The following is a 21355-nucleotide window of genomic DNA, read 5'->3' as shown; positions in this document are numbered from 1 at the left end:
CCGAAGTTTCAGATAAACGAAGGTTGGCGCTGCATATTTAGGTTGATCACGGCAGGGGAAGGCGTGTTGCTGAGAATAGTTATAATTTGTACTATCACGCTCCAGTATCACTCAGTCCCGCTCGTGGGTTGCAAGGACGATTTCAGGTGCTGTTGTGGAACATTATTATCGCGAACTGGTGAGCTTTCTTAGCGCGCGCCTTGGCAACCGACAGGCTGCGGAGGACGTTGCCCACGATGCCTATTTGCGTGTACTGGAGCGCAGCGGGGGCGGGCACATCACCCACCCGCGGGCGTTTCTATATCGCACCGCCCTCAACCTGGTGATCGACCGACACAGGCGCCATCAGGTACGCCAGGCCGAGTCCCTGGACGCCCTCGAGGCCGACGGGCATTTGTTTGCCGCAGAGCCGCCGCAGGATATGCAGCTCGATCAGCGCCTGACCCTGATGAAGAAGGCCCTGGATGAATTGAACAAGGTGTGCCGGGATTGCTTTTTATTGCGCAAGCTCGATGGCCTGTCGCATCAACAAATTGCAGAGCATCTGGGTATTTCCCGCAGCCTGGTGGAAAAGCACATCGTCAACGCCATGAGACACTGCCGGGTACGTATGCGCCAGTGGGAGTCCTGAGCGCGGTGTGCTGGAAAGTGAAAATTCTGTGTGATGGCCACTTGATTTCCCCCGGTTTCCCGACAACTATCTAGTTTGACCCCACTGGGCGCTGGCCTGGTGGTTGCCTGTTTTTGGCGCAGTTTGGTCAGGGAGCTGTCCCATAATCACCTGACGGCCCAGGTCCGACAATGACGAACAAGACCCTGCGCATTCTGATTGCCGACGAGCATCCCCAGCAGCGCTTGCAGCTGGAGAAGCTGCTCAATGGCCTGGGTTATTACCGTATCGCCCCGGTTGAATCGTTCGAGGAGTTGCAGCGCTTGGTGCAGTGCGCCTTGCTACCGTTCAATCTGTTGCTGGGCAACATCGAGCTGGCCAGCCATGCGGGCGTCGATCTGGCACGCTTCTGCCGCGTCAGTGCGCAGATCCAGCATGCCTTGCTGTACCACTCGCACCACTTGAAAGTACCCGTCGTGCCACAGACCGAGCGCCAGGCCGTCAGCGTCAGCCTGCCTCAAGTGCCGGATAATGAAGCGTTGCAGTCTTTCATGGCGATCATCGACAGCCCCGTACTGGTGGGCAAGATCGCCCTGCCATCGAGCCTTGCCCCCGGCGCTGTCCCTGAGCGCAGGCCTAGAAATTTCGGCCACACCGTTTTCAGCCGTTAGCCAAGTCGCTGGGGCCGTAGCGAGCGATTTGCTATCCTCCAGCCTTTTGCCGATCTGCGGACACCTGCCATGACTGCCATCGATACCGCTCGCCCGCCCCGGTTCAGCCGCGGCGATCACCGGACCTTGGGCCTGGCGGCACTGGGCGGTGCCTTGGAAATCTACGATTTCATCATCTTCGTGTTTTTCGCCCTGACCCTCAGCCAGCTATTTTTCCCGCCGCAAATGCCGGAGTGGCTGCGCCTTCTGCAAAGCTTCGGCATTTTTGTGACCGGTTACCTGGCACGCCCTTTGGGCGGCATCCTGATGGCCCATTTTGCCGACCACCTGGGGCGCAAGCGGGTGTTCAGCCTGAGCATCCTCATGATGGCCTTGCCGTGCCTGCTGATCGGGGTGATGCCGACCTATGCCGACATCGGCTATGCGGCCCCCCTGATTCTGTTGGCGCTGCGCATTCTGCAAGGCGCGGCGGTGGGCGGTGAAGTGCCCAGCGCCTGGACCTTCGTCGCCGAACATGCGCCCGACGGGCGTCGTGGTTATGCGCTTGGTTTTCTACAAGCGGGGCTGACCTTCGGCTACTTGTTGGGAGCATTGACCGCGACATTGCTCGCACAGGTGTTCAGCCCACAGGAAATTCTCGACTACGCCTGGCGCTACCCGTTCCTGCTGGGTGGGGTATTCGGTGTGATCGGCGTGTGGCTGCGCCGCTGGCTTAGCGAAACGCCGGTATTTCTGGCATTGCGCGAGCGTCAGGAGCAGCCGGTGCAGTTCCCCTTGAGGCAGGTGTTGAGCGAGCATCGCTCGGCGTTGATTCCGGCAGCGCTGCTCACCTGTGTTTTGACCTCTGCCGTGGTGGTGCTGGTGGTGATCACGCCGACAGTGATGCAACAGCGTTTTGGCATGACGGCAGGGCATACCTTCGCCCTGAGCAGCGTGGGCATCGTCTTCCTCAACATTGGCTGCGTGCTGGCCGGGTTGCTGGTCGACCGACTCGGTGCCTGGCGCGCCCTGATGATCTACAGCCTGCTGCTGCCGCTGGGTATCGGTGCGTTGTACGCAAGCCTGGTAGGGCAGTGGGGCGTGACGTGGCTGGCCTATGCCTTGGCTGGGCTGGCATGTGGCGTAGTGGGGGTGGTGCCCTCGGTGATGGTCGGGCTGTTCCCGGCGCAGATCCGGGTTTCGGGAATTTCGTTCACATACAACGTGGCTTATGCACTGTGGGCCAGTACCACGCCACTGGCGTTGATTGCGCTAATGCCCTGGAGCCCTTGGGTGTGTGTAGGCTTTTGTTTGATCATGGGCACGGTGGGGCTGCTGACGGCCCTGTATTTCGGGCGTCGTGAGCCTCTGGCATTCGCTGTGGAGGCTGCACCGGTTGCATGCGCTGATAAATAGCAGCCATCTGATGCAAAAAAAGCCCCCGGCTCTGATGACCCGGGGGCTTTTCGTTACGCGAGGGCGGCAGCCTTACATGTTGGGGTAGTTCGGCCCGCCAGCGCCTTCAGGGGTAACCCAGGTGATGTTCTGGGCAGGGTCCTTGATGTCGCAGGTTTTGCAATGTACGCAGTTCTGCGCGTTGATCTGGAAGCGCTTGCTGCCATCTTCCTGGGTGACTACTTCGTACACACCCGCTGGGCAGTAACGCTGAGCCGGCTCGTCGTACAGCGGCAGGTTGCTGGCGATCGGCACGTTCGGGTCAGTCAGCTTGAGGTGGCAGGGTTGTTCCTCTTCATGGTTGGTGCTGGAGAGGAATACCGAGCTGAGCTTGTCGAAGCTGAGCTTGCCGTCCGGTTTTGGGTAGTCGATCTTCTTCGACTCGGCGGCGAGCTTGAGGCAGGCATAGTCGGGCTTGGTGTCGTGCAGGGTGAAGGGCAGCTTGCCGCCAAACCAGTTCTGGTCGACATAGTTGAATGCACCACCGAGCAATGGGCCGAACTTGTGCAGGGCCGGGCCAAAATTGCGGCTGGCGAACAGTTCTTCGTGCAGCCAGCTGGCCTTGAACGCCTCGACGTATGTGTTCAGGATGTCGCCACCCTCGCTGCCCGCGATCAGTGCGTCGGCCACGGCGTCGGCGGCGAGCATGCCGGATTTCATTGCGGTGTGGCTGCCCTTGATTTTGGAGAAGTTCAGGGTGCCCAGGTCGCATCCAATCAGTGCGCCACCTTCGAATACCATTTTCGGCAGCGAGTTCAGGCCTCCCTTGCAGATGGCGCGGGCGCCATAGCTGATGCGCTTGCCGCCTTCGAGATACTGCTTGATTACCGGGTGGTGCTTAAGGCGCTGGAATTCGTCGAACGGCGACAGGTAAGGATTGGCGTAGGACAGGTCGACGATCAGGCCGACAACCACCTGGTTGTTTTCCAGGTGGTAGAGGAACGAGCCGCCTGTGTTGTCGGCGCTCACCACGTCCAGCGGCCAGCCGGCGGTGTGCACCACCAGGCCCTGCTCGTGCTTGGCCGGGTCGATCTCCCAGATTTCCTTCAGACCAATGCCATAGTGCTGCACATCGGACTCGCTATCGAGATTGAAACGCTTGATCAGTTGCTTGCCGATGTGGCCACGGCAGCCTTCGGCGAACAGGGTGTACTTGCCACGCAGCTCCATGCCGGGGGTGTACATGCCGTCCTTTGGGTTGCCCTCACGGTCCACGCCCATGTCACCGGTGACGATGCCGCGCACCACGCCGTTTTCATCGAACAGGGCTTCCTGTGCGGCGAAGCCTGGGTAGACTTCCACGCCCAGGTTTTCGGCCTGCTGGGCCAGCCAGCGGCACAGATTGCCCAGAGAGATGATGTAGTTGCCCTGGTTGTGCATGGTCTTTGGCACGAACAGATCTGGCACTTTGGTTGCGCTGTCGCCATCCTTGAGCACGTAGATGTCATCGCGCTTGACCTCGGTATTGAGCGGCGCACCGAGCGCTTTCCAGTCAGGGAATAGCTCGTTCAGGGCGCGCGGCTCGAAGACCGCCCCGGAGAGGATGTGAGCACCGACTTCGGAGCCTTTTTCCACCACGCAGACGCTGATCTCGCTACCGGCTTCGGCGGCCTTCTGCTTCAGGCGGCAGGCGGCTGACAGGCCCGCGGGGCCTGCCCCGACGATGACCACGTCGAATTCCATGTATTCGCGTTCCACAGGTTCTCTCCTACTCATCAAGGCTCGTGCTGTTGCTTTGTCTTATGGGTGCTTGCGTGCCGCGGCGCTTCAAGGGCGCGAAACTGTAGCTACGCATTGGACGGACTACACCGTTTTGTCTTGGCGCGCATTATATCTACACCACTTGGTGGGTCCAATACAAACGTTTGTTTGAATTTGCCGCAGCCCAGTAAAATCACAGGAACGCGGCTGGAAGGTGACCGATTTGCCGTATTGACCGGATTGGGTGTTACGGTCAAGATACGAGCGGTTTTACGTTCGCCGTAGGCTTGCAGCCGGGCGCAGGTACACCTCTAAAGACCAGGTGTGGAGCAGGGTTTTCGGGTCGCAAAGCAACTTGTAGTGAAGTCTACACGCCACGACACGAAATGACCCGTGGGTATTTGCCGCAACGGTCGCGACAAGACTGCTCGGTCACCATGAGCTTTGCCCCGGTACGTTTTTAGAGGTGCCCTTGTACCCACGCGCATCGCCGGGCTCTGCCCCAGGCGACTATCTATTCACCGGAGAGTAACGAGGAATCCATGAAGGTTCTTGTAGCTGTCAAACGAGTGGTCGACTACAACGTCAAGGTTCGCGTCAAAGCGGACAACTCCGGCGTCGACCTTGCTAACGTCAAGATGTCCATGAACCCCTTCTGCGAAATCGCCGTGGAAGAAGCCGTACGCCTGAAGGAAAAGGGCGTGGCGACCGAAATCGTTGTCGTCTCCGTCGGCCCGGCTACCGCGCAGGAGCAACTGCGTACCGCCCTGGCCCTGGGTGCCGATCGTGCCATTTTGGTCGAAGCCGCTGAGGAACTTAACTCTCTGGCCGTGGCCAAGGCGCTCAAAGCCGTTGTCGACAAAGAGCAGCCACAGCTGGTCATCCTCGGCAAACAGGCCATCGACAGCGACAACAACCAGACCGGCCAGATGCTCGCCGCGCTCACTGGTTTCGCCCAGGGCACATTCGCCTCCAAGGTTGAAGCGGCTGGCGACAAGTTGAACGTCACCCGTGAAATCGACGGCGGCTTGCAGACCGTTGCGCTGAACCTGCCTGCCATCGTCACCACTGACCTGCGCCTGAACGAGCCACGCTACGCGTCGCTGCCCAACATCATGAAGGCCAAGAAGAAGCCGCTGGAAACCGTCACGCCAGACGCGCTGGGCGTTTCCCTGGCCTCCACCACCAAGACCCTGAAAGTTGAAGCCCCGGCTGCTCGCAGCGCTGGCATCAAGGTCAAATCGGTGGCCGAACTGGTCGAGAAGCTGAAGAACGAAGCGAAGGTAATCTAAATGACTATCCTGGTTGTCGCTGAATACGAAAATGGTGCCGTAGCCCCGGCCACCCTGAACACTGTCGCCGCTGCCGCCAAAATCGGTGGCGATGTGCACGTGCTGGTCGCTGGCCAGAACGTCGGCGGCGTTGCCGAGTCTGCTGCCAAGATCGCTGGTGTCGCCAAGGTGCTGGTTGCCGACAACGCTGCCTACGCCCACGTACTGCCAGAGAACGTTGCGCCGCTGATCGTCGAGCTGGCAAGCGGCTACAGCCACGTGCTGGCTCCGGCCACCACCAATGGCAAGAACATCCTGCCGCGCGTTGCCGCGCTGCTGGACGTGGACCAGATCTCCGAGATCATCTCGGTCGAGTCCGCCGACACCTTCAAGCGCCCGATCTACGCCGGTAACGCCATTGCCACCGTGCAATCGAGCGCGGCCATCAAGGTCATCACCGTGCGTACCACCGGCTTCGACGCCGTGGCCGCCGAAGGTGGCTCAGCTGCCGTCGAAGCGGTGGCTGCTGCGCACAACGCCGGTATCTCGGCCTTCGTTGGCGAAGAGCTGGCCAAGTCCGACCGCCCAGAGCTGACCGCTGCCAAGATCGTCGTTTCCGGCGGCCGTGGCATGGGCAACGGCGACAACTTCAAGCACCTGTACAGCCTGGCCGACAAGCTCGGCGCTGCTGTGGGGGCATCGCGCGCTGCAGTCGACGCAGGCTTCGTGCCAAACGACATGCAGGTCGGCCAGACCGGCAAGATCGTTGCACCGCAGCTGTACATTGCCGTTGGTATCTCTGGTGCGATCCAGCATCTGGCTGGTATGAAAGATTCCAAAGTGATCGTTGCGATCAACAAGGATGAAGAGGCGCCGATCTTCCAAGTAGCGGACTACGGGCTGGTCGCCGACCTGTTCGAAGCGGTTCCGGAGCTGGAAAAGCTGGTCTGATCCGCCTGCTTCACTTATAAAGAAGCCCGGCCCTCGACAGAGGGCCGGGTTTTTTTTGTTGCTGGACAAGGAGTGAGGGATGGTGTTGCGCAACGCGAGCAAAGTGCTGGCATGCATGGCGGCGCTGTTGTCGCCAGTGGTGATGGCGGCGGGCAAGTGCGAGCGCCTCGTGGCGACCGGCAGCCCAGATGCGCCACCCTATTCCTGGCAGGACCCTGACGATCCCAAGCACCTGGTGGGGGCCAATGTCGACCTGCTGCGTCAGGTTTTAGGGGAGTTGGGAGTCAAGGTCGAAGTGCTCAATGCAGGGCGGCGCGATCAGGCGCTGGAAGAAGTGCGCAGTGGGCGCATGGACCTGCTGCTCGATACACCCATGCAAGTGGAGCAGCTGACCGCGTTGGACTATATCCACCCGCCGCTGCAGCAAAACGAATACCTGGTCTGGACCCGCCACGACGCGACGCTGGCGTTCGAGGGCCCGGCTGACCTTGCCAGCTATCAGGGGAGCCTGTCGGAGCGTGCACGACTGACCCCAGCCTTCACCGCCTTCGCCAAGGCCCAGCTCAAGCTGGTGCCGGCGCAGAACCTCACTCAGGCCTTCCAGAAACTGGTACTGGGCCAGGTCGATTATGTCTTGGCCGGGCGTTACTCGGGCATGGCCATGACCCAGAGTTTGGGCATGAGCAACAACCTGATCGCCCGCGGTTTGCCAGTGGACCGCCCGGGTTTATATCTGGCTGTGTCGCACAACTCGGCCTGCAACGACTCGTGGTTGCGTGGGCAATTGGCAAAAAAGCTGACAGAATTGCCGATCTCCGGTGCGTCCGAAGCCGTGCTGCAACGTAATGTCGAGCGCTGGAAGGCACAGATGCAAGTGCAGGCGGATGCCCCTAAACATTAGGAAGAGTGCGTGAGAACCCAATCCTTGATCCTAGCCGTGGCCATGCTCGGCCTGGCTGGCTGCGCCAATGATCCGGCGCCCAACGAACAGATGCGTATTTCCGAGCAGGCGCTGGAGCAGGCCAAAGCGGTCGGTGCCACTGATCAGGTGGAAGCGATGAAGCTGGCCGAAGACAAATTCGCCCGGGCCAAGACCAATATGCTCACCCAGGACTTTCGCGACGCGCGCATGCGTGCCGAACAGGCTGAGTTGGATGCGCGATTGGCCGAGGCGCAGGTGCTGAACCAGAAGAGTGAAGAGCAGCTGCAGCTGCTGCAGTCGCGGGTCAAACGCCTGCACAAGCAGCTGGAGGTGCAGCCATGATGTCTGTGCATAAGAAGGCCACCCTGGTACTCCTGGTACTGGCGGCCGGCTTGCAAGGCTGTGCCAGCCAGCGCAGCTCGGCAGCGCTGGATGAAGCCACTGCGGCTTTCCAGAAGGTCAAGGACGATGCTGACGTGTTGCGCAGTGCGCCGCGTGACGTGATCCGAGCCGGTGAGTCGCTGTCGCGTGCCGAGCGCCTGTCCAGTTACATCGGCACGGGCAGTGACGTGCGCCATTACGCCTACCTGAGCCAGCGCTACAGCGAGATCGCCACCGAGCACGCTAAGCTGGCACTGAACCAGGAGCGCCGTGCCAAGCTCGACCTGGAACGCCAGCGTCTGCAGCTTGCGCTGCGTGAAGCGAAACTCGCCAGTGTTCAGCAGCAGGGCAAGTGGGTTGAGAGCCAGATTGCCGCGCTGGCATCAGAACAGGCAGATCGTGGCCTGGTGATGACGCTGAGCGACGTGCTGTTCGACACCGGTAGCGCGGACCTCAGGAATTCGGCCAGCCGCACCGTGCTCAAGCTGGTCCAGTTCCTTCAACTCAATCCGCGCCGCGTGGTGCGGATCGAAGGTTACACCGACAGCACAGGCACCCCTGAAGACAACCTTAAATTGTCACGTGATCGTGCGCAGTCAGTGGCCGACATGCTGGTGGATCTGGGCATCGATGAGAGGCGCCTGCAGGTCGAAGGTTACGGCGACCAATACCCGATCGAAGCCAACGCCTCGGAGCGGGGCAGGGCGCAGAATCGCCGGGTCGAAATCGTTTTCTCTGACGACAAGGGCCGCCTGGCGCCCGCGCGCTGAGTGGGCTGACCAGGTGGCTTGGGGCCTCCTGGTCAAGGTCCTGACTGGGCAGTTCGGATGATGGCTGTCACACAACTGTAGCGTTGACGAACCAGCCATCTGTCCCAGTACACTTTGCAACTGTTACGGTATGCTTTACCGTCAGTTTGTCGTACAAGAACAACGAGCCCGTCTGCGAGCCGAGACAACCCCATGACCAACCTGCTGTTGTACCAGCGTATCGCCCAGCAACTGGCCGATGACATCCGTCGCGGTGTCTACCAGCCAGGCGAGCGTGTCCCGTCCGTGCGCAAGATGAGTGCCCAGCTCAACGTCAGCCATGCCACGGTGTTGCAGGCTTACGCCAATCTCGAGGATCAGGGGCTGATTCGCGCCCGGCCACAGTCGGGCTATTACGTGCACCAAACGCCTGCGCTGACCGCACAGACACCCGATATAGCCCGCGTCGAACGCCCCGGGCTGGTCACCCGCGCCAGCATTATTCAACAGGTTCTGACAGAAGCGCGCCGCGACGGGGTGTTTCCGTTCGGCGCTGCAGTACCTCATGTCGACTATCTGCCGGTGCGCGCTCTGCACCAGCAGATCGCCAAGGTCACCCGCTTCCACAGTCCGCGAGCCTTCAGCTACATGTTCAGCCCAGGCTTCGAACCCCTGCGCCGGCAGATTGCGATCCGCATGCGCGATGCAGGTGTACTGGTCGACCCGCGGGAGGTCATCGTCACCCACGGTTGTGTCGATGCCTTGCAGATGTCGTTGCGCGTGCTGACCCGCCCTGGTGATCTGATCGCCGCTGAGTCGCCCACCTACTATGGGCTGTTGCAGTTGGCTGACCTGCTGGGGTTGAAGGTTATCGAAATTCCCAGCGACCCCTCTACCGGCATCAGTCTCGAAGCCCTGCAGTTGGCTGCCAATCAGTGGTCCATCAAGGCGCTGGTACTGACGGCGCGCCTGAGCAACCCGCTCGGCGGCACCGTGCCGGAGGAGCGCCAGAAACAGCTGCTGCGCCTGGCATCGGACTTCGATATCCAGATCGTCGAGGACGATATCTACGGCGAATTGATGTTCGAGCAGGGCAAGACCAAGGCGCTCAAGGCCTTCGACCGGCTGGATCGAGTCATTTATTGCTCGAGCTTTTCCAAGACCCTTTCGCCAGGTGTGCGGGTCGGCTGGATGGTGGCGGGGCGTTATCAGGATGAAATTCAGCGCCTTCAGACATTCACCACTCACTCAGCGTGTAGCGTGACGCAGATGGGGGTGGCGGCGTACTTGGAGAATGGGGGTTATGACCGGCACTTGCGCTACATCCGTCAGGAGTATCGCAAGAACCTCAGTGCGTACCAGTTGGCGGTCCAGCAGCATTTTCCCGAGGGTACGCAGATGACCAGGCCCACTGGGGGCTTCATCCTCTGGGTCAGCCTGCCAGGGCGAGTGAATACGCAAGAATTGCATGTGCGTGCGCTGGAGCAGGGTATCAGTATCGCGCCCGGTCTGATCTTCAGTAACACCGAGCAATTCAACCACTGCATACGGCTCAACTGCGGCATTCCCTGGAACAAGGAAGCCGAGAGGGCGGTTATGACGCTCGGTTTGTTGGCCCAGCAATTGTGCAGAGAATCACAGGCCTTACTTTTGTAAGGCTTGCCAGCGAAGGGCGGAACGGAGAGCATAGACACTTTCCATTCTCGCCTGCCTGCCGAAGTCCATGAATTTGTTGCCAAGTGCTGTGCTGGTCATCTGTCTTGTTCCGTTCTGGCTGCCAGGCTCCGCAGCTCACGCGGCGCAGCCTGCCGTCCAGGCACAAAGCGCGCAAGCCAAGACGCCAGCCAAGCCAGTGGCCAAAGCCAAGTCAGCGCCTCGTAAGGCCAAAGCCCGGGCCAAGCCGGTTAATAAGGCGGTAGCTCAGCCTCTACCAAAGCCCAAGTTGGACCTGAGCCTACCAGCCGAGATGGTCGACAAACTCGAGCCGCAAGTGGGTGTTTCCACGACGCGCCGTAAACCTCTGCTGCCGGCCATGTTCGCGGACAAGCCCGAAGACGATAGCCCGTTCCAGCTCAACGGTCGGCTGATCAGCAACGAAATGCAGTTGCAGTTGCGTAACGAAAGCCGCCGCGATGTCGAAGGGGCGGCACTGGATTTCGAGTTTCGTAATTGAGCGGCCGCAACTGACTGCCGAGTCACTGCAGATTTCATCGGCCTGGCAATTTCAAACGCATGTTTGAGCCGTTACTATCCAGGGGCGTTCGTCCCGTTCTGTTCCAGGGAGTCCTGATTTAGCCATGAATTGTCGCGAGGGCTGCGGTGCCTGCTGCATCGCTCCATCCATTTCTTCAGCGATGCCGCGCATGCCCCATGGCAAGCCTGCCGGTGAGCGCTGCCTGCACCTGACCTTGGAAAATCTCTGCGACCTGTTCGGCAAGCCCGAGCGGCCGGCGGTGTGTGGAGGGTTCAAGGCCGATATCGAGGTGTGTGGCAACGATCGCGATGAGGCGATCAGGATTCTTGGCTGGTGGGAACAGATAACGGCGACGTGAGAGGCTGGGTCTTCGACAACAAGGATAAACATGATGAGATCGTTCAAGCGTATTGCACTGCTGTGTGGCATGAGTGTCTTGCTGGCTCCGGCGGCCTGGGCTGAAAACTGGCAGGTGGCCAAGAACGAGGAGGGCATCAAGGTTTCACTCAGTGAGGTGCCGGGCTCCAAGTACAAGGCTTATCAAGGGGTGACGCTGATCAAGGCGCCACTGGCCAAGGTCCAGGCGTTGCAGGAGGATGTGGTCGGTGCCTGCAAGTGGATTCACGAGTGCAAGTTGCAAAAGCTCCTGAAACAGGAGGGCGGCGAGGTTTGGACCTACACCCAATTCAATACGCCATGGCCTGTGACGCCGCGGGATTCGGTACTGCGAGTGACCACCAAAAAAGGGGCTGACGGCAGCATCACCCGCGAGTTGGTCGAAGAGCCAACTTACATCCCGGAAGAAAAAGGTTTTGTGCGGGTTGCGAAAGTCGAGGGTTTCTGGAAGTTGGTGCCCAAGGGTGACAGCACCGAGGTAATCTATCAGGTGCATACCGAGCCAGGCGGCAGCGTGCCTGCGATGGTAGCCAACAAGTTTGTTGTCGATGCGCCGTTCAATACGCTGAAAGGGCTGCGTGAGCGGGCTGAGAAGAACTGAGGTTTTGTGCAGCCTGTCTGAGCCGCTTCGCGGGTGAGCCCGCTCCCGCACGGATCGATGCGAATGCCGAGGTCTGTGGTGGGGCGGCCCACTCGCGATGGCCGGGCGCAGCAAAAAGACAATAAAAAAGGCTGCCAACAGTGGCAGCCTTTTTGCGTTCGGCCAGCAGGCTTACTTGCGGTCTTGCAGCTCGACGATGTCGCGTTGCAGTTCGCCGGTGTACAGCTGGCGAGGGCGGCCGATCTTGTACGGGCTGGAGAGCATTTCTTTCCAGTGCGAGATCCAGCCGACGGTGCGTGCCAGGGCGAAGATCACGGTGAACATGCTGGTTGGAATGCCGATCGCTTTGAGGATGATGCCCGAATAGAAGTCGACGTTCGGGTACAGCGAGCGCTCGATGAAGTAAGGATCGGTCAGGGCGATCTCTTCCAGGCGCATGGCCAGCTCAAGCTGCGGATCGTTCTTGATGCCCAGCTCGCCCAGCACTTCGTCGCAGGTCTGCTTCATCACGGTGGCGCGTGGGTCGCGGTTTTTGTACACGCGGTGACCGAAGCCCATGAGCTTGAACGGGTCGTTCTTGTCCTTGGCCTTGGCGATGTAGGTGTCGATGTTCGAGACATCACCAATTTCATCGAGCATGGTCAGTACCGCTTCGTTCGCACCACCGTGGGCCGGGCCCCACAGAGCGGCGATGCCAGCGGCGATACAGGCGAACGGGTTGGCACCCGAGGAGCCAGCCAGGCGTACGGTGGAGGTGGAGGCGTTCTGCTCGTGGTCGGCATGGAGGATGAAGATGCGGTCCATGGCCTTGGCCAACACTGGGCTGATCGGTTTGATCTCGCACGGGGTGTTGAACATCATGTGCAGGAAGTTTTCCGCGTACGACAGGTCGTTGCGCGGATACATCATCGGCTGGCCCATGGAGTACTTGTAAACCATCGCAGCCAGGGTCGGCATCTTGGCGACCAGGCGCACCGCAGAAATTTCGCGGTGTTGCGGGTTATTGATGTCCAGGGAGTCGTGATAGAACGCCGACAGGGCGCCGACCACGCCGCACATTACCGCCATCGGGTGAGCATCGCGGCGGAAACCGTTGAAGAACGATTTCAGCTGCTCGTGAACCATGGTGTGGTTTTTCACGGTGCTGACGAACTGGGCCTTCTGCTCGGCATTTGGCAGTTCGCCATTGAGCAGCAGGTAGCAGGTTTCCAGGTAGTCGGATTTCTCGGCGAGCTGTTCGATCGGGTAGCCGCGGTGCAGCAGCACGCCTTTGTCGCCGTCGATGTAGGTGATCTTCGACTCGCACGAGGCGGTCGCCATGAAACCTGGGTCGAAGGTGAAGTGACCAGTGGCCCCCAACCCGCGGACGTCGATTACATCAGGACCAACGGTGCCGGTTAAAATGGGCAGCTCGACGGGGGCAGCGCCCTCGATGACCAACTGCGCTTTTTTGTCAGCCATGTGGCCTCCTATTAATGCTTGAAATCATCAGACAGCCCCCCACGCAGGGCCCGCACCACTATAGAGAAGTAAATTCGAATGTCAATTTGCCTAAAGGCTGGTTGAAACGGCCCTCAACGCCTGATTTTTCAAGAATTTCTCGCCCATTTACGCCTTTTGCTCGCTAAAGGCAATCCGCTATTTGGGCTACCCCGTCACGTTGTCATAAGCAGCCTAACTGTCTATACTCGGCACCCGACTCCCTGGGCTTGCAAGCCTGAACCAAGGGGGGTCGCCGTTCCCTGGGTGGTGGGTACCTGACCAGTACACTTACCAACAACTTTGCCCTGATTCGCTAGGGGCTCTTCAGTGTGAAAAAAGCCGTGAAAAGCCAACGACCTGTAAACCTAGACCTAAGGACCATCAAGCTTCCCGTCACTGCGTACACGTCCATTCTTCACCGTATCTCCGGCGTCATCCTGTTCCTCGGCCTTGCCATCATGCTTTATGCATTGGGCAAGTCGCTGGGTTCCGAGGAAGGTTTCGGCGAGGTGAAGGCGTGTCTGACCAGCCCGCTGGCCAAGTTCGTGACCTGGGGCCTGCTGTCTGCCCTGCTTTATCACCTCGTGGCAGGTGTACGTCACCTGATCATGGACATGGGTATCGGTGAGACGCTGGAAGGCGGCAAGCTGGGCTCGAAAATCGTGATCGTCATCTCCGTGGTGCTGATCGTTCTGGTGGGAGTTTGGGTATGGTAACCAATGTCACGAACCTGTCGCGTTCGGGCCTCTATGACTGGATGGCGCAGCGCGTTTCTGCGGTCGTTCTCGCGGCTTACTTCCTCTTCCTGATCGGCTACGTGGTCGCCCACCCAGGCATCGACTACACCCAATGGCACGCTCTGTTCTCCAATAACGCGATGCGGATCTTCAGTCTGCTGGCCCTCGTTGCCCTGGGCGCTCACGCCTGGGTCGGCATGTGGACCATCGCCACTGACTACCTGACGCCTATGTCGTTCGGCAAGTCGGCAACTGCGATTCGTTTCCTGTTCCAGGCGGTATGCGGCGTTGCGATGTTCGCTTACTTCGTCTGGGGTGTGCAGATTCTTTGGGGTATCTGATCCATGGCTAGCATTCCAACCATTTCTTTCGACGCCATCATCATCGGTGGCGGCGGTGCCGGCATGCGCGCAGCGCTGCAGCTGGCTCAGGGCGGTCACAAGACTGCCGTAGTCACCAAGGTCTTCCCGACCCGTTCGCACACTGTATCCGCTCAGGGCGGCATCACCTGCGCCATCGCCTCGGCCGACCCGAACGACGACTGGCGCTGGCACATGTACGATACCGTCAAGGGTTCCGACTACATCGGTGACCAGGACGCTATCGAATACATGTGTCAGGAAGGCCCTGCTGCGGTCTTCGAGCTGGACCACATGGGTCTGCCGTTCTCGCGTACCGAAACTGGCCGTATCTACCAGCGTCCGTTCGGTGGTCAGTCCAAGGACTTCGGTAAAGGTGGCCAGGCCGCCCGTACTTGCGCTGCGTCCGACCGTACCGGCCACGCGCTGCTGCACACCCTGTATCAGGGCAACCTGAAAGCAGGCACCACCTTCCTCAACGAGTACTACGCCGTTGATCTGGTGAAGAACAAGGAAGGCGCGTTCGTCGGTGTGATTGCGATCTGCATCGAAACCGGCGAAACCATGTACATCAAGTCCAAGGCCACCGTTCTGGCGACTGGCGGTGCCGGTCGCATCTACGCCTCCACCACCAACGCCCTGATCAACACCGGTGACGGTATCGGTATGGCCCTGCGTGCCGGTGTGCCGGTGCAGGACATCGAAATGTGGCAGTTCCACCCGACCGGCATTGCCGGCGCCGGTGTATTGGTCACCGAGGGTTGCCGCGGTGAGGGTGGTTACCTGATCAACGCCCATGGCGAGCGCTTCATGGAGCGTTACGCGCCGAACGCCAAAGACCTGGCTGGCCGCGACGTGGTCGCCCGCTCCATGGTCAAGGAAATCATCGCCGGCAACGGCGTGGGCCCGAACAAGGACCACGTACTGCTGAAGCTGGATCACCTGGGCGAAGAAGTGCTGCACAGCCGTCTGCCAGGTATCTGCGAACTGTCCAAGACCTTCGCCCACGTCGACCCTGTGGTCGCGCCGGTGCCGGTCGTTCCGACCTGCCACTACATGATGGGCGGCGTTGCCACCAACATTCATGGCCAGGCCATCACCATGGACGAAGAAGGCAAGGATCACATCATTCCTGGCCTGTTCGCCGTAGGTGAAGTTGCTTGTGTATCGGTTCACGGTGCCAACCGCCTGGGCGGCAACTCGCTGCTCGACCTGGTGGTGTTCGGCCGTGCTGCCGGCCTGCACCTGGAGAAGGCGCTGAGCGACGGTATCGAGCACCTGGACGCCAGCGACACCGACATCGATGTCGCCCTGAGTCGCCTGAACAAGCTCAACGAGCGCAACACTGGCGAAGACGTTGCCAGCCTCAAGCGCGAGCTGCAAAGCTGCATGCAGAACTACTTCGGTGTGTTCCGTACCGGCGAATACATGCTCAAGGGTATCGAGCAGTTGGCCGGCCTGCGCGAGCGCATCGCCAACGTCAAGATCAACGACAAGTCCCAGGCCTTCAACACCGCGCGTATCGAAGCGCTGGAGTTGCAGAACCTGCTGGAAGTCGCCGAAGCTACCGCCATTGCGGCCGAAGCCCGTAAAGAGTCCCGCGGCGCGCACGCCCGTGAAGACTTCGAAGACCGTGATGACGAGAACTGGCTGTGCCACACCCTCTACTACCCGGGTGAGAAGCGCGTAGCCAAGCGTGGCGTCAACTTTGCGCCGAAGACTGTTCCAGCCTTCGAACCAAAAGTCCGGACTTACTGAGGTGGCTGCTATGTTGAAAGTCGAAGTTTATCGTTACAACCCGGATACCGACTCGGCGCCCAAGATGGAGTCGTTCGACGTCGACACCGGCGGCAAGGACCTGATGGTGCTGGACGTGCTGGCGCTGATCAAGGAGAAGGACGAGGGTTTCTCGTACCGTCGCTCCTGCCGTGAGGGCGTTTGCGGTTCCGATGGCATGAACATGAACGGCAAGAACGGCCTGGCTTGCATCACGCCTCTGTCGGGTGTGGTCAAGGGCAACAAGCTGGTTCTGCGTCCGCTGCCAGGCCTGCCGGTCATTCGTGACCTGGTGGTCGACATGAGCATCTTCTACAAGCAGTACGAGAAGGTGAAACCGTTCCTGCAAAACGACACTCCAGCCCCGGCTATCGAGCGTCTGCAGTCGCCGGAAGATCGCGAAAAACTGGACGGTCTGTACGAGTGCATTCTGTGCGCTTGCTGCTCGACCTCCTGCCCGTCGTTCTGGTGGAACCCGGACAAGTTCCTGGGCCCGGCCGCGCTGCTGCAGGCTTATCGCTTCCTGGCCGACAGCCGTGATACCAAGACCCAGGAGCGCCTGGCGTCCCTGGATGACCCGTTCAGCGTATTCCGCTGCCGCGGGATCATGAACTGCGTCAACGTTTGCCCGAAGGGTCTGAACCCAACCAAGGCAATCGGCCACGTACGTAACATGCTGCTGCAAAGCGGCACCTGATTCAAAGCGTTGTAACTGCAGTATGCCGAGGTGCGGGTGGTGAGCCCGCACTGAGGTAAAACCTGAGCAAGGGCTCACGAAGCTCGCGCTCGATACCTATGAAGATATGAGACCAGCAGGGGCTTTCCGGGCTGGTACCCGGAAAATCAGCAGGATCCAAGTGGCGTGGTTCAGTCGCTTCTTTCGGACTTTTCCAGGTTTGCTGTGGTTTTTTGCCGATCAGTCCCCTAACCGAGGGTGACCAAGCATGCAAGAAAGCGTGATGCAGCGCATGTGGGAAAGCGCCCACCTTTCAGGTGGTAACGCTGCATATGTGGAAGAGCTCTACGAACTCTACCTGCACGACCCTAACGCTGTGCCAGAAGAGTGGCGCACTTACTTCCAGAAGTTGCCCGCCGACGGCAGCACCGCTACCGATGTATCGCACTCGACGATCCGCGACCATTTCGTACTGCTGGCAAAGAACCAGCGCCGCGCTCAGCCGGTTTCTGCCGGGAGCGTGAGCACAGAACACGAGAAGAAGCAGGTTGAAGTTCTGCGACTGATCCAGGCCTATCGTATGCGCGGCCATCAGGCTGCCAAGCTCGACCCGTTGGGCTTGTGGCAGCGACCTGCGCCAGTAGACCTGTCGATCAATCATTACGGCTTGACCAATGCCGATCTTGATACGACCTTCCGTGCCGGCGACCTGTTCATCGGCAAAGAGGAGGCGAGCCTACGCGAGATCTTCGAGGCCCTCCAGAAGACATATTGTCGCACCATTGGCGCCGAGTTCACCCACATTGTCGATTCCGAGCAGCGCAGCTGGTTCCAGCAGCGCCTGGAAAGCGTGCGCGGTCGTCCGGAGTTTTCCGCCGACGTGCAGGCCCACCTGCTCGAGCGCGTGACTGCCGGTGAGGGCCTGGAGAAGTACCTGGGCACCAAGTACCCTGGTACCAAGCGCTTTGGCCTGGAGGGCGGCGAAAGCCTGATTCCGATGCTGGACGAAATGATCCAGCGCTCCGGCTCCTACGGCACCAAGGAAGTGGTGATCGGCATGGCCCACCGCGGCCGTCTGAACGTGCTGGTCAACACCTTCGGCAAGAACCCGCGCGAGCTGTTCGACGAGTTCGAAGGCAAGAAGATGAACGAGCTGGGCTCCGGTGACGTGAAGTATCACCAGGGCTTCTCCTCCAACGTGATGACGCCGGGCGGCGAAGTCCACCTGGCCATGGCGTTCAACCCGTCCCACCTGGAAATCGTCTCGCCAGTGGTGGAAGGGTCGGTGCGTGCCCGTCAGGACCGCCGCAACGATACCCTGGGTGACAAGGTACTGCCGATCTCGATCCACGGCGATGCAGCATTCGCCGGCCAGGGCGTGGTCATGGAAACCTTCCAGATGTCGCAGACCCGCGGTTTCAAGACCGGCGGCACCGTGCACATCGTGATCAACAACCAGGTTGGTTTCACCATCAGCAATCCGCTGGACGCGCGCTCCACCGAGTACGCCACCGACGTTGCCAAGATGATTCAGGCGCCGATCCTGCACGTCAACGGCGACGACCCGGAAGCCGTATTGTTCGTGACTCAGCTGGCCGTCGACTACCGCATGCAGTTCAAGCGTGACGTGGTCATCGACCTGGTCTGCTACCGTCGCCGCGGCCACAACGAGGCAGACGAGCCGAACGGCACTCAGCCGCTGATGTACCAGCAGATCAGCAAGCAGCGCACCACGCGCGAGCTGTATGCCGAGTCGCTGATCCAGGCCGGTCGCATCGATGCCGAGCGCGCCCAGGCCAAGATCGACGAATACCGCAACGCCCTGGACAACGGGCTGCACGTGGTCAAGAGCCTGGTCAAAGAACCGAACCGTGAGCTGTTCGTCGATTGGCGCCCTTACCTGGGCCATGCCTGGACTGCCCGTCACGACACCCGCTTCGACCTCAAGACCCTGCAGGACCTGTCGGCCAAGCTGCTGGAACTGCCTGAAGGCTTCGTCGTCCAGCGTCAGGTTGCCAAGATCTACGAAGACCGCCAGAAGATGCAGGCCGGTGGCTTGCCGATCAACTGGGGTTACGCGGAGACCATGGCCTACGCCACCCTGCAGTTCGAAGGTCACCCGATCCGCATGACCGGCCAGGACATCGGCCGTGGCACCTTCTCGCACCGTCACGCGGTGCTGCACAACCAGAAGGACGCCAGCACTTACGTTCCGCTGAAAAACCTGTTCCCAGGCCAGCCGCGGTTCGAGCTGTACGATTCCTTCCTGTCGGAAGAGGCGGTACTGGCCTTCGAATACGGCTATTCCACCACCACGCCGAACGCGCTGGTGATCTGGGAAGCCCAGTTCGGCGACTTCGCCAACGGTGCGCAAGTGGTGATCGACCAGTTCATCACCAGCGGTGAGCACAAATGGGGCCGCCTGTGCGGTCTGACCATGCTGCTGCCACACGGCTATGAAGGGCAGGGGCCTGAGCACTCCTCCGCGCGCCTGGAGCGCTACCTGCAACTGTGCGCCGAGCACAACATCCAGGTTTGCGTGCCGACCACGCCTGCACAGATCTACCACCTGCTGCGTCGTCAGGTCATCCGTCCGCTGCGTAAGCCGCTGATCGTACTGACGCCGAAGTCGCTGCTGCGCCACAAGCTGGCCATTTCGACCTTGGAAGACCTGGCCGAAGGCTCGTTCCAGACCGTGATCCCGGAAATCGACACCCTCGATCCGGCCAAGGTCGAGCGCCTGGTGCTGTGCGGCGGCAAGGTTTACTACGACCTGCTGGAAAAACGCCGTGCCGAAGGCCGTGAAGACATCGCCATCGTGCGTATCGAGCAGCTGTATCCGTTCCCAGAGGACGACCTGGTCGAGATCCTCTCGCCTTACACCAACCTCAAGCATGCGGTTTGGTGTCAGGAAGAACCGATGAACCAGGGTGCCTGGTACAGCAGTCAGCACCACATGCGCCGTATCCTGGGCCGTCACAACAAGGCTCTGGTCCTGGAATACGCCGGTCGCGACGCTTCCGCCGCGCCTGCCTGTGGTTACGCATCGAAGCACGCCGAGCAGCAAGAGAAACTGCTGCAAGACGCCTTCACTGTTTAATGCCTTCGCGCACCTGAAACCGAATTTAAGGAAACACAGATAATGGCTATCGAGATCAAAGCCCCAACCTTCCCGGAATCGGTTGCCGATGGCACCGTTGCCACCTGGCACAAACAGCCTGGCGATGCCGTCAAGCGTGACGAACTGATCGTCGACATCGAAACCGACAAAGTCGTCCTGGAAGTACTGGCCACCGCCGACGGTGTGCTGGGCGCCATCGTCAAAGGCGAGGGCGACACCGTCCTGTCCGATGAAGTGCTGGGCTCGATCGTTGAAGGCGGTGCTGCCGCCGCCGCCCCTGCTGCTGCCCCTGCTGCCGCTGCTCCGGCCGCCGCCGCCGCCGCCGATGCTGGCGAAGACGACCCGATCGCAGCACCTGCCGCCCGCAAGCTGGCCGAAGAGAACGGTATCGACCTGGCTGCCGTTGCCGGCACGGGTAAAGGCGGCCGCATCACAAAGGAAGACGTCGTCGCTGCCGTGGCCAACAAGAAATCGGCACCTGCTCCGGCTGCCAAGCCTGCTGCAGCGGCCGCTGCCCCGGTGGTGGTTGCCGCTGGCGATCGCACCGAGAAGCGCGTGCCGATGACCCGCCTGCGCGCCAAGATCGCCGAACGCCTGGTCGAAGCCCAGTCGAGCATGGCGATGCTGACCACTTTCAACGAAGTCGACATGACCGAAGTCATGGCGCTGCGTTCGAAGTACAAGGATCTGTTCGAGAAGACCCACAACGGCGTGCGCCTGGGCTTCATGTCGTTCTTCGTCAAGGCTGCTACCGAAGCGCTCAAGCGCTTCCCGGCTGTCAACGCCTCGATCGACGGCAACGACATCGTCTACCACGGTTATGCCGATGTCGGCGTTGCCGTATCCAGCGACCGCGGCCTGGTGGTGCCGGTACTGCGCAACGCCGAGTCGATGAGCCTGGCTGAAATCGAGAACGGTATCGCCACCTTCGGCAAGAAGGCCCGTGACGGCAAGCTGGCAATCGAGGAAATGACCGGCGGCACCTTCACCATCACCAACGGTGGTACCTTCGGTTCGATGATGTCGACCCCGATCGTCAACCCGCCACAAGCTGCCATCTTGGGCATGCACAACATCATCCAGCGTCCGATGGCCATCAACGGCCAGGTGGTCATCCGCCCGATGATGTACCTGGCGCTGTCCTACGATCACCGTCTGATCGACGGCAAGGAAGCGGTAACCTTCCTGGTCACCATCAAGAACCTGCTGGAAGATCCGTCTCGCCTGCTGCTGGACATCTAATCGAACAGCCAAAAGTTGCAAGCTGCAAGCTTCGAGCAGAAGCGTGTAGGCTTGCAGCTTTTGGCTTGTAGCTAGTTGCTG

The 21355-nt window shown here is 60.3% G+C and carries 20 protein-coding genes; 18 read left to right on the top strand and 2 right to left on the bottom strand.

The features are described 5' to 3' along the window. The first annotated feature begins 154 nt into the window (after positions 1-154). The 3 genes from ACK59H_RS07225 to ACK59H_RS07215 all read left to right on the top strand — a co-directional run bounded on the left by ACK59H_RS07225 (position 155) and on the right by ACK59H_RS07215 (position 2676). The gene (locus tag ACK59H_RS07225) at positions 155-631 is read left to right on the top strand and encodes a sigma-70 family RNA polymerase sigma factor (RefSeq protein ID WP_060478597.1); all 477 of its coding nucleotides are present in this window, start codon (positions 155-157) and stop codon (positions 629-631) included. A gap of 170 nt (positions 632-801) precedes the next feature. Continuing rightward, positions 802-1281 (top strand): response regulator, encoded by a 480-nt coding sequence (locus ACK59H_RS07220; RefSeq protein WP_060478596.1) that lies wholly within the window; start codon positions 802-804, stop codon positions 1279-1281. A 69-nt stretch (positions 1282-1350) separates the two neighbouring features. Further along, entirely contained in the window at positions 1351-2676 is a 1326-nt protein-coding gene (locus ACK59H_RS07215; RefSeq protein ID WP_409264342.1) for an MFS transporter, read from the top strand. 72 nt (positions 2677-2748) lie between these two features. Here the strand turns inward: ACK59H_RS07215 and ACK59H_RS07210 are convergent, their stop codons facing one another. Beyond that, positions 2749-4431 (bottom strand): electron transfer flavoprotein-ubiquinone oxidoreductase, encoded by a 1683-nt coding sequence (locus ACK59H_RS07210; RefSeq protein ID WP_081016653.1) that lies wholly within the window; start codon positions 4429-4431, stop codon positions 2749-2751. 527 nt (positions 4432-4958) lie between these two features. Between ACK59H_RS07210 and ACK59H_RS07205 the strand changes: the two genes are divergently transcribed. From ACK59H_RS07205 to ACK59H_RS07165, 9 genes are all read left to right on the top strand, one after another. Continuing rightward, entirely contained in the window at positions 4959-5708 is a 750-nt protein-coding gene (locus tag ACK59H_RS07205) for an electron transfer flavoprotein subunit beta/FixA family protein (RefSeq protein ID WP_409264341.1), read from the top strand. Then, positions 5709-6638: an electron transfer flavoprotein subunit alpha/FixB family protein gene (locus ACK59H_RS07200; RefSeq protein WP_060478593.1), complete on the top strand. Its 930-nt coding sequence runs from the start codon at positions 5709-5711 to the stop codon at positions 6636-6638. 79 nt (positions 6639-6717) lie between these two features. After that, the gene (locus ACK59H_RS07195; RefSeq protein ID WP_060478592.1) at positions 6718-7539 is read left to right on the top strand and encodes an ABC transporter substrate-binding protein; all 822 of its coding nucleotides are present in this window, start codon (positions 6718-6720) and stop codon (positions 7537-7539) included. A 9-nt stretch (positions 7540-7548) separates the two neighbouring features. Then, positions 7549-7902: a DUF4398 domain-containing protein gene (locus tag ACK59H_RS07190; protein ID WP_060478591.1), complete on the top strand. Its 354-nt coding sequence runs from the start codon at positions 7549-7551 to the stop codon at positions 7900-7902. Then, positions 7899-8711 (top strand): OmpA family protein, encoded by an 813-nt coding sequence (locus ACK59H_RS07185; RefSeq protein ID WP_060478590.1) that lies wholly within the window; start codon positions 7899-7901, stop codon positions 8709-8711. The genes ACK59H_RS07190 and ACK59H_RS07185 overlap by 4 nt, the downstream gene beginning before the upstream one ends. 192 nt (positions 8712-8903) lie before the next feature. Continuing rightward, positions 8904-10346, top strand: a complete 1443-nt coding sequence (locus ACK59H_RS07180; RefSeq protein ID WP_060478589.1) for a PLP-dependent aminotransferase family protein — start codon at positions 8904-8906, stop codon at positions 10344-10346. Positions 10347-10413: 67 nt separating this feature from the next. Beyond that, entirely contained in the window at positions 10414-10863 is a 450-nt protein-coding gene (locus tag ACK59H_RS07175) for a hypothetical protein (RefSeq protein WP_060478588.1), read from the top strand. A gap of 124 nt (positions 10864-10987) precedes the next feature. Continuing rightward, the gene (locus ACK59H_RS07170) at positions 10988-11242 is read left to right on the top strand and encodes a YkgJ family cysteine cluster protein (RefSeq protein WP_060478587.1); all 255 of its coding nucleotides are present in this window, start codon (positions 10988-10990) and stop codon (positions 11240-11242) included. Positions 11243-11275: 33 nt separating this feature from the next. Then, a complete protein-coding gene (locus ACK59H_RS07165; RefSeq protein WP_060478586.1) occupies positions 11276-11881 on the top strand; it encodes an START domain-containing protein in 606 nt (201 codons plus the stop codon). A 171-nt stretch (positions 11882-12052) separates the two neighbouring features. On the opposite strand, the gene gltA is transcribed toward ACK59H_RS07165, so the two are convergent. Beyond that, positions 12053-13342: a citrate synthase gene (gene gltA, locus ACK59H_RS07160; protein ID WP_060478585.1), complete on the bottom strand. Its 1290-nt coding sequence runs from the start codon at positions 13340-13342 to the stop codon at positions 12053-12055. Positions 13343-13692: 350 nt separating this feature from the next. Between gltA and sdhC the strand changes: the two genes are divergently transcribed. The 6 genes from sdhC to odhB all read left to right on the top strand — a co-directional run bounded on the left by sdhC (position 13693) and on the right by odhB (position 21274). Then, positions 13693-14079 carry a succinate dehydrogenase, cytochrome b556 subunit gene (sdhC, locus tag ACK59H_RS07155; protein WP_012315350.1) on the top strand — a complete coding sequence of 129 codons (387 nt, stop codon included), beginning with the start codon at positions 13693-13695 and terminating at the stop codon, positions 14077-14079. Continuing rightward, positions 14073-14441, top strand: coding sequence for a succinate dehydrogenase, hydrophobic membrane anchor protein (sdhD, locus tag ACK59H_RS07150; protein ID WP_060478584.1), 369 nt, complete (start codon positions 14073-14075; stop codon positions 14439-14441). Before sdhC ends, sdhD begins: the two co-directional genes overlap by 7 nt. Before the next feature lie 3 nt (positions 14442-14444). Beyond that, positions 14445-16217, top strand: coding sequence for a succinate dehydrogenase flavoprotein subunit (gene sdhA, locus ACK59H_RS07145; RefSeq protein WP_060478583.1), 1773 nt, complete (start codon positions 14445-14447; stop codon positions 16215-16217). A 10-nt stretch (positions 16218-16227) separates the two neighbouring features. Further along, positions 16228-16932 carry a succinate dehydrogenase iron-sulfur subunit gene (locus ACK59H_RS07140; protein ID WP_060478582.1) on the top strand — a complete coding sequence of 235 codons (705 nt, stop codon included), beginning with the start codon at positions 16228-16230 and terminating at the stop codon, positions 16930-16932. Between the two features lie 247 nt (positions 16933-17179). Next, on the top strand, positions 17180-20011 hold the full coding sequence (locus ACK59H_RS07135; protein WP_060478581.1) for a 2-oxoglutarate dehydrogenase E1 component: 2832 nt from the start codon (positions 17180-17182) through the stop codon (positions 20009-20011). 42 nt (positions 20012-20053) lie between these two features. Continuing rightward, a complete protein-coding gene (gene odhB, locus ACK59H_RS07130) occupies positions 20054-21274 on the top strand; it encodes a 2-oxoglutarate dehydrogenase complex dihydrolipoyllysine-residue succinyltransferase (RefSeq protein WP_060478580.1) in 1221 nt (406 codons plus the stop codon). Positions 21275-21355: the final 81 nt, after the last annotated feature.

It is taken from the genome of Pseudomonas sp. KCJK9000, from assembly GCF_046230725.1.
GTDB lineage: Bacteria > Pseudomonadota > Gammaproteobacteria > Pseudomonadales > Pseudomonadaceae > Aquipseudomonas > Aquipseudomonas promysalinigenes.
The sequence above is the reverse complement of the archived record's forward strand: the minus strand, read 5'-3'. Positions and strand labels throughout refer to the sequence as shown.